Genomic DNA, 13,676 nt, shown 5'->3' on the forward strand with positions numbered 1-13,676 from the left:
CCCGCCGGGCGATGGATCTCAGCCGTTCGTCCCCGCCGCACCCCCGGAGAGTTCCGCGATCTCCCGCGCCAGGTTCTCCCGTGCCCGCGCCTCCCACACCGCCGCCCCGTACGGGGTGCGGAAGAGGCGCGGGAGGGACAGGAGTTGGCGGAGGACGGCCGTGCGGCCCTCCCGGTAGGCGTCCGGGGGGACGAAGGCGTACTCCTCGCGGATCGCCGCCGCGTACCCCCCGTACGCGTCCGGGTCACCCGCGAGGACCGCGAGGTCCGCGTCGCACAGGGTCTCGCCGTTCAGGTCGCCCTCGGCCGGGTCGTGGGTGGTCGTCAGGCGGACCAGGCGGGCGACCTCCGCCACCTCGCGCGGGGTGAGCCCCGCCTCGGCGAGGGCCCGTTCGGCGAGCGCCGCCGAGCGCTCCTCGTTCTCCGAGCGGTCGGGGCGGTAGACCACGTCGTGGAACCAGGCGGCGAGCCGCACCAGCTCCAACTCCCCTCCCTCGCCGCCCTGGTCGGCGAGTTCGTCCACCCGGTCGAGGACCGCGCGGAGGTGCTCGACCGTGTGGTAGCGGCGCTGCGGCTCGGCCCAGCGGGCGAGGAGGTCGAGCCCGTAGGGGGCGGGGTCGGGGCCCTCGCGCCCCGCGCGGGCGGCGAGCAGGGTGGCGTTCCAGCGCCGGAGGAGCGCGGGGTCCTGGTCTGCGGTCATGGGGGCATTGTGCCCGCCGGGCCGCCCCCGCTCGCGCGCTGTCCCCGCCGGGGCGGTGCCGGGTCGCCGGGCCCGCCGGAGCGTGCGGGGCCGGTGTTCCCCCGCTCGTGCGCCGTGTCCGCCGGGCCCCGCCCCCGCCGTGCCGCCATGCCCGCCGGGCGTATGGGGCGAGGGCGTCTCCACCCAGGTGAGGTCCCTGCCGGGGGCGCTTTCCGGCCGGGCCCCGTACCCGCCGTGCCCGCCGGGGGTGTGGGGCGAGGGTGTCCCCGCCCAGGTGCGATCTCTGCCGGGGGCGCTTTCCCGCCGGGCCCCGCCCACGCCGGGGCGCCGTGTCCACGGGGAAGTGTGGGGCGAGGGTGTCCCCGCCCGGGCGCGGGTCCCTGCCGGGGGCGCTTTCCGGCCGAGCCCCGCCCACGCCGGGCTCCGTACCCGCCAAGGGCGCTGCGCCTGCCCGGAGGCGTGGGGCGTAGGTGTTCCCGCCCGGGGCTCGTCCCCGCCCGGGGCCCGTCCCCGCCGGGGGCGCCTCCCGCCGGGCCGCCGCCCCCGCCCCGGGTGCCGTCCTCGTCGGGGGCGCTCTCCACCCGGGCCCGTGCCCGCCGAGGGCCGCACCCCGACCGGTCCCGTCCCCGCCGAGGCGGCCCCACCCGAGCCCCGTCCGTCCCCGTGCCCCCGCCCAAGGGGCCCGCCGGGAGGCCTGAGGCGCGTGTTCCTCGCGGGGGTTCCGGCGGTCGTCGGGGCGGGCGGAGCGGGTGGTTCCCCGGGGCGCCGTCGCGCCTTCGGCGCGGTCCGGTCACCGTCTCCCGTAGGCCTTCTGACGCCTCCTCACCTCACTCTTACATACCCCCCATGGGTATGCTACGGTGCTCCGCGAAGGTACCCCCTAGGGGTATACCCCGGCGGTGTCCGGGGGTCGTCGCGAGTGAAGGGTCAGGGCAATGTCAACCGTCAATCCCCGGCGCTGGTGGGCACTTGTCGTGCTCGCCGCCGCACAGTTCATGGTCATCATGGACACGTCGATCATCGGGGTCGCGCTCCCCGAGATGCAGAAGGACCTGGGCTTCTCGCAGGGCGAGCTCCAGTGGGTCTTCAACGCGTACGTGATCGTCTTCGGCGGCCTCCTGCTCCTCGGCGGACGCCTCTCCGACCTCATCGGAGCCCGCAAGATCTTCGTCACCGGCTGGGCGATCATGATCGTGGGCTCGATCCTCGCCGCCGCCGCCCAGACCGCCTGGGTCGAGATCGCGGGCCGCGCCGTCCAGGGCGTCGGCGGTGCCCTCATCGCGCCCGCCGCGATGACCCTGCTGATGATGCTCTTCATGCACGACCCGAAGGAGCTCGGCAAGGCGATGGCGCTCTACGGCGCCGCCGCTCCCGCCGGTGGCACCGCGGGTGTCTTCCTCGGCGGTGTCTTCACCGAGTGGGCCGCCTGGCAGTGGGTCTTCATCATCTACATCCCGATCGGTCTCGCGACCCTCGCCGCCACCAAGCTCCTCCCGAGCGTCGCGTCCCGCCGCGGCTCCGTCGACGTCCTCGGCGCCGTCGCCGTCACCGCCGGTCTCGCCCTGGCCGTCTTCGCCGTCGTCCGCGCCCCCGAGGTCGGCTGGGGTTCCACCGGCACCGTCCTGCAGCTCATCGGTGCCGCCGCCCTCCTGATCGTCTTCTTCCTCATCCAGAAGAGCATCCGCGAGCCGCTCATGCCGCTCAGCGTCTGGCGCGTCCCGCGCCTCGGCTCCGCCAACCTGGCGATGACGCTGCTCGGTGCCGCCTGGATCCCCATGTGGTACTTCCTCAACCTCTACCTCCAGCAGGTCCTGGGCTACGGCGCCTTCGCGTCCGGCGCCGCCCTGCTCCCGATGACCGTGCTCCTCATGATCTTCATGACGGCCATCACCGCCCGGCTCATGGGCAAGTTCGGGGCCAAGCCGCTCATCGGCATCGGTCTGCTGGTCCTCGCCGCCGGTCTGATCTGGCTCGCGGCCGTCCCGCCCACGGGCACCTTCCTGATCGACGTCCTGCCCGCCTCGCTGGTCGCCGCGCTCGGCATGTCCCTCGCCTACATCCCGGCGATGATCGCCGCGATGTCCGGCGCCCCGCAGGAGCAGGCCGGTCTCGCCTCCGGCATCGTCAACACCACCTACAACGTGGGCTCCGCCCTCGGTCTCGCCGCGCTGACCGCCGTCGCCATGTCCCAGGGCGCCGACAAGCTCGGTGACCTGCCCGCCCTCACCGACGGGTTCTCGTCCGCCTTCATCGGAGCCGCGATCATCGCCGCCGTCGGTGGTGTGATCACCCTCCTCGTGATGAAGAGCGACAAGGCCGCCGCCGGTGCTCCCGCCCCCGCTCCCGAGGGCGAGAAGGTCTCCGCTTGACACACCGGGCGCGCGTGACCGCGTGCCGCCCACAGGGGTCGCCCGACGTCCACCCCAGGACGTCGGGCGGCCCCTTTCCCGTACCCGCGCCGCACCCGGCATCCGGCGCTCCCGCCCCCGCCCGTAAAGCCTCCCGCATACCCCCACCCCGTATCTGGTCCACCGCGAGAAGGAGCACGTCATGGAGTTGAACACCCGGGCCGTCCACGTCGTCAACGAGCCGTTCCCGGAGGGCAGTCGGCCGCTCTCCGTGCCGCTGGTGCAGTCCTCCGCCTTCGCCTTCGAGTCGGCCGACGAGCTGGCCGGGGCCATGGCCGGCCCGGACGGCCCGTACGTCTACGGCCGCCGGGGCAATCCGACCGTGCGGTCCCTGGAGAAGACCCTCGCCGGACTGGAGGGCGGCGCCGGGGCCCTCGCCTTCGCCTCCGGGATGGGGGCGATCAGCGGGGTGCTGCTCGCGCTGCTGCGGCCCGGCGACCGGGTGGTCGCCCAGCACACCCTGTACGGCGGGACGCACGCCGTCCTCGGCGACCTCGCCGAGCGGTACGGGATCGAGACCGTGCGGATATCCGGCGACGACCCGGCCGAGCTGGAGGCCGCCGCCGTGCACCCCGCGACCCGGCTGCTCGTCCTGGAGACGATCGCCAACCCCACGGGCCGGGTGCCCGACCTGCCGGGGCTGCTCACGGCGGCCCGCGCGCTCGGGGTGACGAGCGTCGTCGACAACTCGCTGGCCTCGCCGGTGCTGTGCAGGCCCCTGGAGCACGGCGCCGACATCGTCGTGCACTCCACGACCAAGTACCTCTCCGGCCATTCCGACGTGCTCGGCGGCGCCGCCGTCTTCGCCGACGACGCGCTGCGCCGCGCGGTGTGGCCCCGGACGGTCGAACTCGGCGCCTGCGCCGACCCGTTCGCGGCCTGGCTGACCCTGCGCGGGATACCCACCCTGCCGCTGCGGATGCGGGCGCACTGCGCCGGGGCGGCGGTCCTCGCGGAGCGCCTCGAAGGGCGCCCGGGGGTCACGGCCGTGCACTATCCGGGGCTGCCCGGCCACCCCTCGTACGAGCGGGCCGGGAAGCTGCTGTCCGGCGGCGGCGGGCTGCTGTCGTTCGAGCTGGCGGGGGGCCGGGAGGCGGGCCGGGCGTTCATCGAGCGCGTACGGCTGGCCAAGCTGGCGCTCTCCCTCGGCGGGGTGGAGACCCTCGTGACGCACCCGGCGTCCACCTCGCACCGGGAGCTGGACGCGGCCTCCCTCGCGGCGGCCGGAATCGGCCCCGGACTCGTCCGGATGTCGGTGGGCATCGAGGACGTCGAGGACCTGTGGGCGGATATCGAACAGGCCTTCCGATAGGGGATCTTCGTGCGGGTTTCCGCGCCTCGGGGTCCTTCTTTTGGGTTGACAAAATAAATGGTCGATTCGTATATTGGGGTGTGCCAGGGAAATACCACTCCTAGGTCAAGGGGGGCGCGAGATGCGCTACTTCGAGGACTTCCGGCCCGGCGACGTCCACGAGCTGGGCACCGTCACCGTCACGGCGGAGGAGGTGCTGGAGTTCGGCAGGCGCTTCGACCCGCAGCCCTTCCACACGGACCCCGAGCGCGCCGCGGACTCGCAGTTCCGCGGTCTGATCGCCAGCGGGTTCCACACCCAGGCGATGTTCATGCGCCGCTACGTCGACGGCATGCTCGCCTACAGCGCCTGTATGGGCTCGCCCGGCATCGACGAGGTCCGCTACCTGCGGCCCGTCCGCCCGGGTGACACCCTCACCGCGCGCGTCGAGATCCTCGGCATCACTCCGTCGCCGTTCAATCCCGCCACCGGCACCGTCAAGCCGAGGTGCACCCTGGTGGCCTCCGACGGGACGGCCGTGTTCAGCATGATCCTGCACAGCATCTTCCGCCGGCGCCCCGCCGAGTCCGACGCCGACCATCTGTCGTCGATGCCCTCGGCCCAGGACCCCGTCGGCTGCGTGCGACCGGCCAAGACCTGTGTCCCGGTCATGAGTGCCTGACGGACCCCGTCCGGCAGGCCCCTGAACACGGCCGTCCGTTATCCGTTCCGCACCACGTCGGGGCACCTCCGTGCCCCGGCGTGGCTCCGCACCTCCCCGTACACCCGCCCAAGTGAAGGGAGACCTCCTGTGGAGGCCGTATCCCGCACCGCCCAGTGGACCGCCGCCGCGCGCGCCCTGGAGACCGAGCGCGAGGACCGGCTGTTCGCCGATCCCTACGCGCGCACCGTCGCCGACCGGATCGGCTTCGAACTGCTCGATCGCTACGCCGGCGGCGGCACCGTGCCGTTCCTCGCCATCCGCACCACCTACCTCGACCGGGCCGTCGTCCGGACCGTGCGGGAGCGCGGCATCCGCCAGGTGGTGTTCCTCGCCGCCGGCATGGACACCCGCTTCTTCCGGCTGCCCTGGCCCGACGGCGTCACCGTCTACGAGCTCGACCGCCCCGCCCTCCTGGAGGCCAAGGCGGACATGCTCAAGGACGAGCCGCAGCCCGCCGGGCGCACCCGGATCACCGTCCCGGTCGACCTGACCCAGGACTGGACCGGCCCCCTCAAGGAGGCGGGCTGGAAGAGCGAGGAGCCCGTCCTGTGGGTGGTCGAGGGACTGCTGTTCTTCCTGCCGGAGCAGGCCGTACGGACCCTCATCTCCACGCTCTCCGCGCACGCCGCACCCGGCTCCGTGCTGCTCGGCGACGTCATCTCCAAGGCCGCCCTGGACAATCCGCTGGCCCGCTCCTTCATGAACGCGCTGGAGGAGGACGGCAACCCGTGGCTCTTCGGCACCGAGGAGCCCGAGGCGCTGCTCGACGACTGCGGCTGGGCCGTGCGGGAGGTCCGGCAGCCCGGTGAGGACGGCGCCGACTTCGGCCGCTGGCCCTACCCGGTCCCGGCCCGCACCGTCCCCCGCGTGCCCCGCTCCTTCCTGTTCACCTGCGATCTCCCCACGTACGAGGAGGAGAAGGCCGCATGAGCGCCCACGACTTCCACCAGAGAGTCATCAGCGACGCCGGTGCCGCCGTGCGCGGCCTGACGGTCTCCCTCGGCCAGCGCCTCGGGCTCTACCGCGCGCTCGCCGAGCAGGGCCCGCTCACCGCGGCCCGGCTCGCCGAGGTCACCGGCACGGACGGGCGGTACATCGAGGAGTGGCTGCACGCGCAGCTGTCCGCCGGATACGTCGAACGGCACCCCAGCTCCCTCACGTACACCCTGCCCGCCGACCACGTCGAGGTCCTCGCCGACCCGAAGGCCGTCACCTACGCCGCCGGGTTCTTCACCGCCCTCAAGGCGCTGTACGCCACCGAGGACCTGCTCGTCGACGCGTACCGCACCGGCGAGGGCGTCGGCTGGGCCGAGCACGACGCGGCCCTCGACACCGGCATGGGCTCCTTCTTCCAGCCGACGTACGAGCACAAGCTCGTCTCCGAGTGGCTGCCCGCCCTGCACGAGGTCACCGGCAAGCTCGACGCGGGCGGCACGGTCGTCGACGTCGGCTGCGGCGTCGGCCACACCACCCTCCTCATCGCACGGGCCTTCCCGAACGCCACCGTCCACGGCTTCGACTACTCGGAGGAGGCCATCGCCATCGCGCGGGAGCTCGCCGAGGAGGCCGGGCTCTCCGACCGGGTCGTCTTCGAGGTGGCCTCCGCCGACGACTACCCCGGCTCCGGCTACGACCTGGTGTGCTTCTTCAACGCCCTGCACGACATGGGCGACCCGGTCGCCGCCGCCCAGCACGTCCACAAGTCGCTGGACGCGGACGGCACCTGGATGCTCGTCGAGTCGAACGTGTCCCCGCAGGACGTGGACGTCCAGACCCCCGCCGCCCGCATGTTCATGGCCCTGTCCGCCGTCATGTGCCTGCCCGTCGCGGTCGCCCAGCGCGGCCCGCACGCGCTCGGCAACCACTCCGGGGAGAAGGCGTTCCGGGGCATCGCGGAGGAGGCCGGCTTCACCCGCTGGCGCCGCGCGACGGAGACCCCCGTCAACGCGGTCTACGAAGTCCGGCCGTAACCCGATCCCGAGGAGCGATGTCATGGGCGTCACCGCCCCCCTGCCGGTCACCGACCGGTTCATGGAGGTCCTGGAGCGGCTCAGCGAGCGCTCCGTGGAGGACTACTACAACCCGTACCAGACCTTCCAGTGGCCCGAGACGCTGGAGGAGAACCGTTTCTGGATGACGCCGGAGCTGCTCACCGTCTACGGCACCGAGCACTACGACACCCTCGGTGAGGAAACGCTTCAGCGCCTGTCGAAGTGGGAGTCCATCAACTTCTACAGCCTCAACGTGCACGGCATCCGCGAACTCCTCATCGAGGTCGTCGGCCGCATCCACATGCCGGGCTTCGAGGTCCCCTCGGACTTCTTCCACCACTTCATCGGTGAGGAGAACGAACACATGTGGTTCTTCTCCGAGTTCTGCCGCCGCTACGGCAACAAGATCTACGGCTCCACCGGGATGCGCGCCGACGCCGCCTGGGAGCCCGAGGTCGAGAACTTCCTGGTCTTCACCCGCATCCTCTTCTTCGAGGAGCTGGTCGACCACTACAACTCCCGCATGGCGAAGGACACCTCGCTCTGCCACACCATCCGCGAGGTCAACCGCATCCACCACCAGGACGAGTCCCGGCACATCGCCTTCGGGCGCGAGCTGGTCTCCCTCCTGTACGGCCGGATGTGTCAGTCCGTCGGCGCCGAGCGGGTCCGCGAGGTGGAGGCGTACCTCAAGCGGTACGTCGTCTACAGCATCAACTCCCTCTACAACCCGCACGTCTACCGCGACGCCGGGATCTCCGACCCGCTGGCCCTGCGCAACGCGCTGGTCGCCGACCAGAACCGCCGCCCGCACGAGCGCAAGGCGATCCGCAAGCCGCTCGCCTTCTTCCTGAAGACCGGGATCTTCTCCGACGACACGCTGCCCGTCGTCTGAGGCAACCGCGAGACCTCCCACCCGAGAGGTGAAGAGATCATGACCGTGACGACCCCCGCACCCGTCGGGGCCCCCGTGACCGGCGGGGAGACCAAGGCCGAGACGAGGGGTGAGCGGCCCGGCACCAGCCGCGGCCTGCCCTCGCTCGGCCCGGAGGGGACCCGCCTGCTGCGGCTCCTCGACGACACCTTCGAGAGCTGGGGGGTGACCGCGGGCGCCCGCCCGATGACCATGCCCCCGCTGCTCCCGGCCGCCGACCTGGCCCGACTCGACTACTACGACAACTTCCCGCACCAGGCCGTCGTCGCCACCCCGCTCGACCTGGACCGGCGGGCCGCCGAACCCTTCTCCGCCGACACCGGGCACTTCCCCAGCGCGGCGCTCCAGCCGGCCTCGCTGGGACTGCCCTCGGCGTCCTGCTACGCCGTCTACCTCGACCACCAGGGCACCCGGGTCGCCGACGACACCCTCGTCACGGTCTGTTCCTGGTGCTTCCGCAAGGAGACCCACTACGAGGGGATGCGGCGCCAGCTCGGCTTCCGCATGCGGGAGATCGTCGCCATCGGCGCGCGCGACCACGCCGAATCCCACCTCGCGGACTTCACCACCCGCATACAGGCCTTCGCCGCGGCGCTCGACCTGCCGCTGCGCAAGGAGGCCGCCTGCGACCCCTTCTTCGACAAGGGCAGCTCGAAGGCGCTCCTGCAGCGGCTCACCCCGGTGAAGTACGAGTTCCTGTACGAGGACCTGGCCATCGCCTCGGTCAACACGCACCGGAACTTCTTCGGGGACCGCTGCGACATCACCCTGGCGTCGACCGGCGGACCGGCCTTCACCAGCTGTGTCGCCTTCGGCCTGGAGCGCTGGCTGTCCGCACTCACCCGGCGCCACGGCAGCTGGGAGGCCGCCCGCAGGGCGGTCCTCGACGCGAACGCCCGCCTGCGGGCCGGTGCGAGTGGCGCGGCCGGGCCGGTGATCTGACGTGCCGGCCCGTCCCGCCGCCCCGCCGGCGGGCGGCCTGGGGTGGGCGAACCTCGGCATGGACATCGTGTCCGTCAACCGTGTCCGCAGGCTCCTCGCCCAGTACGGCGAGCAGTTCTTCGAGCGGATGCTCACCCCCGGCGAGCTCGCCGACTGCCGCACCTCCTCCGGGCTCGACGTACTGAGCCTGTGCGGGCGGATCGCGGCCAAGGAAGCGGCCTTCAAGACCTTACGGGTCAGGGGCAGGTTCCTGCCCTGGCCGGAAATCGTCGTGCGGCGTTCCGAGGGCGGCTGGCCGCTCGTGGAACTGCACGCCTCGGCGGCCGAGATGGCCGCCGAGTCCGGCATCACCGAGATCACCGTGTCCATCAGCCACGACGTGGACTACGCGGTGGCGGTGGCCGCTCCGATCATCGCCCCCACCCCTTACGTGTCCAGCAGCAGCAGCTAAAGGAGAGCAACCATGGCCGACGGCCTGCAGACGGTGAAGAACTGGATCCTGGAGCGTCACCCCGAGCGCGACGACATCGCGCCCGACCTGGACCTGATCGAGAACCGGCTCATCGACTCCCTGTCCTTCGTCGAGTTCGTCTTCCTGCTGGAGCAGGAGAGCGGCACCGCCATCCAGATGGAGACCCTGGAGGTCGAGTCCATCCGCACCCTCGGCGCCATCGCCCAGCACTTCTTCAAGGCCCCGGTGGAGGTCCAGGCATGAGCCGCCGCCTGTTCACCTCGGAGTCCGTGACCGAGGGACACCCCGACAAGATCGCCGACCGGATCAGCGACACCATCCTCGACGCCCTCCTCTCCGAGGACCCGGGCTCCCGCGTCGCCGTCGAGACCCTCATCACCACGGGTCTCGTGCACATCGCGGGCGAGGTCACCACCACCGCGTACGCGCCGATAGCGAAGCTGGTCCGCGAGGCCGTCCTCGACATCGGCTACGACTCCTCCGCGAAGGGCTTCGACGGCGCCTCCTGCGGCGTGTCGGTGTCCATCGGCGCGCAGTCCCCGGACATCGCACAGGGCGTCGACACCGCCTACGAGTCCCGCGTCGAGGGCACCGGCGACGAACTGGCCGCGCAGGGCGCCGGCGACCAGGGCCTGATGTTCGGCTACGCCTGCGACGACACGGCCGAACTGATGCCGCTGCCGATCGCGCTCGCCCACCGGCTCGCCCGCCGCCTCACCGAGGTCCGCAAGAACGGGACCGTGCCCTACCTGCGGCCCGACGGCAAGACCCAGGTCACCATCGAGTACGACGGCGACCGCCCGGTGCGCCTGGACACCGTCGTCGTCTCCTCGCAGCACGCCGCCGACATCTCCGTCGAGGGCCTGCTCGCCCCGGACGTGCGCGAGTACGTCGTCGAGCACGTCCTGAAGGAGCTGGTGGAGGAGGGCGTCAGCCTGGAGTCCGACGGCTACCGCCTCCTGGTCAACCCGACCGGACGCTTCGAGGTCGGCGGCCCGATGGGCGACGCCGGACTCACCGGCCGCAAGATCATCATCGACACCTATGGCGGCATGGCCCGGCACGGCGGCGGCGCCTTCTCCGGCAAGGACCCCTCGAAGGTCGACCGCTCCGCCGCGTACGCCATGCGCTGGGTCGCCAAGAACGTCGTCGCCGCCGGACTCGCCCGCCGCTGCGAGGTGCAGGTGGCGTACGCGATCGGCAAGGCCGAGCCCGTCGGTCTCTTCGTCGAGACCTTCGGCACCGGCACCCTGCCCGACGAGCGGATCCAGGAAGCCGTCAGCGAGGTCTTCGACCTGCGCCCGGCCGCCATCATCCGCGACCTCGACCTCAAGCGGCCCATCTACGCGAAGACCTCGGCGTACGGCCACTTCGGCCGCGAGCTCCCCGAGTTCACCTGGGAGCGCACGGACCGCGTGGAGGCCCTCAAGAAGGCGACGGAGGCGTAGTCCATGCGCATCGCTGTCACGGGATCCATCGCGACCGACCATCTGATGACCTTCCCCGGCTGGTTCAGCGAGCAGCTGCTCGCCGACCGGCTCGACCGGGTCTCCCTGTCGTTCCTCGCCGACAACCTGGAGGTCAGGCGCGGTGGAGTGGCAGCGAACATCTCCTTCGGACTCGGCGTGCTCGGTCTGCGCCCCACCCTCGTGGGCGCGGTCGGAGCCGACTTCGAGCCCTACCGGGTATGGCTGAAGGACCACGGTGTGGACACCGACTCGGTGCGCGTCAGCGAGTCGCTCCACACCGCCCGGTTCGTCTGTACGACCGACCGGGCGCAGAACCAGATCGCCACCTTCTACGCGGGGGCGATGGCCGAGGCACGCGAGATCGACCTGCGGGAGGTCGTGGCGCGCACCGGCCGCCTGGAGCTGGTCCTGGTCTCACCGGACGACCCCGAGGCCATGCTGCGGCACACCCGCACCTGCCGTGACCTGGGGATCCCCTTCGCCGCCGACCCCTCGCAGCAACTGGCGAGGCTCGACGGCGAGCAGGTGCGGGAGCTGGTGGACGGGGCCCGGTTCCTGTTCACCAACGAGTACGAGACGGCGCTCCTCCTGGACAAGTCGGGCTGGACCGAGGACGAGGTGCTGCGCCGGGTCGGCACCTGGGTGACCACCCACGGCGAGGCGGGCGTCCGCGTCCGGGGCGTCGGCCGGGAGCCGCTGGCGGTGCCCGCGGTGGAGGTCGCCGGCGTCGTCGATCCGACCGGGGTCGGGGACGCGTTCCGCGCCGGGTTCCTCGCCGGGACGCTGTGGGGCGTGCCGGAGCGGTGCGCGGCGCAGCTGGGCTGCGCGGTGGCCGCGACCGTCCTCGACTACGTGGGGACGCAGGAGTACCGGCTGCACCGCGAGCCGCTGCTCGACCGGATCAGGACGACGTACGGGACCGGCTGCACGGCCACTCTCGTCACACATCTCAGGGGGCTGACGTGAGTACCGCGCGACGCTCGCTGCGGGAGGAGTTCGCCACCAGGGTCGTGGTCGCCGACGGGGCGATGGGCACGATGCTCCAGGAAGCCGACCCGACGATGGAGGACTTCCGGGACCTGGAGGGCTGCAACGAGATCCTCAACCTGACCCGCCCGGACATCGTGGCCTCCGTCCACGACGCCTACTTCTCGGTGGGCGTGGACTGCGTCGAGACCAACACCTTCGGGGCGAACCTGGCCGCGCTCGCCGAGTACGGCATCGAGCACCAGGTGTACGAGCTGTCCGAGGCGGGCGCCCGGATCGCCCGCACCACGGCCGACGCGCACACGGCCGTCGACGGGCGGCCCCGCTGGGTCCTCGGCTCGATGGGCCCCGGCACGAAGCTGCCGACGCTCGGGCACGTCACGTACGAGCCGCTGCGGGACGCCTTCCAGCAGAACGCGGAGGGCCTGATCCGGGGCGGCTCGGACGCCCTGCTCATCGAGACCTCGCAGGACCTGCTCCAGACGAAGGCGGCCGTCATCGGCGCCCGCCGGGCCCTGGACCGGGCGGGCGTGGACCTGCCGGTCATCGTGCAGGTCACGGTGGAGACCACCGGCACGATGCTCCTCGGCTCGGAGATCGGGGCCGCGCTGACGGCGCTGGAGCCGCTGGGCATCGACATGATCGGGCTGAACTGCGCCACCGGCCCGGCGGAGATGACCGAGCACCTGCGGCACCTGTCCCGGCACGCCCGCATCCCGATCTCCGTCATGCCGAACGCGGGCCTGCCGGTGCTCACCTCCGACGGCGCGCACTATCCGCTGTCGCCCGCCGAACTGGCGGACGCGCAGGAGGCGTTCGTCCGCGAGTACGGTCCGGCGCTGGTCGGCGGCTGCTGCGGGACGACCCCGGAGCACCTGCGGGAGATCGTGGACCGGGTGCGGGGCGCGGCGGTCCTGGACCGGCGGCCGGTGTCGGAGCCGGGTGCCTCGTCGCTGTACAGCCATGTGCCGTTCCGGCAGGACACGGCGTACATGGCGATCGGTGAGCGGACCAACGCCAACGGTTCGAAGAAGTTCCGCGAGGCGATGCTCGACGGGCGCTGGGACGACTGTGTCGAGATGGCGCGGGACCAGATCCACGAGGGCGCGCACATGCTGGACCTGTGCGTGGACTACGTGGGCCGCGACGGCGTGGCCGACATGGCGGAGCTGGCCGGCCGGTTCGCGACGGCGTCGACGCTGCCGATCGTCCTGGACTCCACGGAGATCGGGGTGCTGCGGGCGGGTCTGGAGAAGCTGGGTGGCCGGGCGGTCATCAACTCGGTGAACTACGAGGACGGCGACGGCCCCGAGTCGCGGTTCGCGCAGGTGACCCAGCTGGCGCGGGAGCACGGCGCCGCGCTGATCGCGCTGACGATCGACGAGGAGGGCCAGGCCCGCAGCGTCGAGCACAAGGTCGCCATCGCCGAGCGGCTGATCGACGACCTGACGGGCAACTGGGGTGTCCGTGAGTCCGACATCCTCATCGACACCCTGACGTTCACGATCTGCACGGGTCAGGAGGAGTCCCGCAAGGACGGCATCGCCACGATCGAGTCGATCCGCGAGCTGAAGCGGCGCCACCCGGACGTGCAGACGACGCTGGGTCTGTCGAACATCTCGTTCGGTCTGAACCCGGCGGCCCGCATCCTGCTGAACTCGGTCTTCCTGGACGAGTGCGTGAAGGCGGGTCTGGACTCGGCGATCGTGCACGCCTCGAAGATCCTGCCGATCGCCCGGTTCGACGAGGAGCAGGTCAC

The 13,676-nt window shown here is 71.9% G+C and carries 13 protein-coding genes; 12 read left to right on the top strand and 1 reads right to left on the bottom strand.

Annotated elements, in window-relative coordinates; translation table 11 throughout:
• Positions 1 to 18: 18 nt before the first annotated feature.
• On the bottom strand, positions 19 to 699 hold the full coding sequence (locus ACIRQY_RS31340) for a hypothetical protein (RefSeq protein ID WP_403931265.1): 681 nt from the start codon (positions 697 to 699) through the stop codon (positions 19 to 21).
• Positions 700 to 1,634: 935 nt separating this feature from the next.
• On the opposite strand from ACIRQY_RS31340, the gene ACIRQY_RS31345 reads away from it, so the two are divergent.
• The 12 genes from ACIRQY_RS31345 to ACIRQY_RS31400 form a co-directional block, all read left to right on the top strand.
• A complete protein-coding gene (locus ACIRQY_RS31345) occupies positions 1,635 to 3,068 on the top strand; it encodes an MFS transporter (RefSeq protein ID WP_403931267.1) in 1,434 nt (477 codons plus the stop codon).
• A gap of 181 nt (positions 3,069 to 3,249) precedes the next feature.
• Entirely contained in the window at positions 3,250 to 4,419 is a 1,170-nt protein-coding gene (locus ACIRQY_RS31350; protein WP_403931269.1) for a trans-sulfuration enzyme family protein, read from the top strand.
• A gap of 121 nt (positions 4,420 to 4,540) precedes the next feature.
• Positions 4,541 to 5,080, top strand: a complete 540-nt coding sequence (locus ACIRQY_RS31355) for a MaoC family dehydratase (protein WP_351794405.1) — start codon at positions 4,541 to 4,543, stop codon at positions 5,078 to 5,080.
• 129 nt (positions 5,081 to 5,209) lie between these two features.
• Positions 5,210 to 6,052: an SAM-dependent methyltransferase gene (locus ACIRQY_RS31360; protein ID WP_351794407.1), complete on the top strand. Its 843-nt coding sequence runs from the start codon at positions 5,210 to 5,212 to the stop codon at positions 6,050 to 6,052.
• A complete protein-coding gene (locus ACIRQY_RS31365; protein ID WP_351794410.1) occupies positions 6,049 to 7,092 on the top strand; it encodes a class I SAM-dependent methyltransferase in 1,044 nt (347 codons plus the stop codon). Before ACIRQY_RS31360 ends, ACIRQY_RS31365 begins: the two co-directional genes overlap by 4 nt.
• A gap of 22 nt (positions 7,093 to 7,114) precedes the next feature.
• Entirely contained in the window at positions 7,115 to 8,008 is an 894-nt protein-coding gene (locus tag ACIRQY_RS31370) for a diiron oxygenase (RefSeq protein ID WP_403931271.1), read from the top strand.
• A 39-nt stretch (positions 8,009 to 8,047) separates the two neighbouring features.
• Entirely contained in the window at positions 8,048 to 8,989 is a 942-nt protein-coding gene (locus tag ACIRQY_RS31375) for a hypothetical protein (protein ID WP_351794416.1), read from the top strand.
• 58 nt (positions 8,990 to 9,047) lie between these two features.
• The gene (acpS, locus tag ACIRQY_RS31380; protein ID WP_366445471.1) at positions 9,048 to 9,440 is read left to right on the top strand and encodes a holo-ACP synthase; all 393 of its coding nucleotides are present in this window, start codon (positions 9,048 to 9,050) and stop codon (positions 9,438 to 9,440) included.
• Between the two features lie 12 nt (positions 9,441 to 9,452).
• Complete coding sequence (locus ACIRQY_RS31385) at positions 9,453 to 9,704, top strand: acyl carrier protein (RefSeq protein ID WP_351794422.1); 252 nt, start codon at positions 9,453 to 9,455, stop codon at positions 9,702 to 9,704.
• Positions 9,701 to 10,909 carry a methionine adenosyltransferase gene (gene metK, locus ACIRQY_RS31390; RefSeq protein WP_351794424.1) on the top strand — a complete coding sequence of 403 codons (1,209 nt, stop codon included), beginning with the start codon at positions 9,701 to 9,703 and terminating at the stop codon, positions 10,907 to 10,909. The genes ACIRQY_RS31385 and metK overlap by 4 nt, the downstream gene beginning before the upstream one ends.
• 3 nt (positions 10,910 to 10,912) lie before the next feature.
• Complete coding sequence (locus ACIRQY_RS31395; protein ID WP_403931274.1) at positions 10,913 to 11,896, top strand: carbohydrate kinase family protein; 984 nt, start codon at positions 10,913 to 10,915, stop codon at positions 11,894 to 11,896.
• Positions 11,897 to 11,958: 62 nt separating this feature from the next.
• A partial coding sequence (locus tag ACIRQY_RS31400) for a homocysteine S-methyltransferase family protein (RefSeq protein WP_403931286.1) occupies positions 11,959 to 13,676 on the top strand: 1,718 nt, incomplete at its 3' end.

It is taken from the genome of Streptomyces sp. NPDC101490 (assembly GCF_044767145.1).
Classification (GTDB): Bacteria; Actinomycetota; Actinomycetes; order Streptomycetales; family Streptomycetaceae; genus Streptomyces.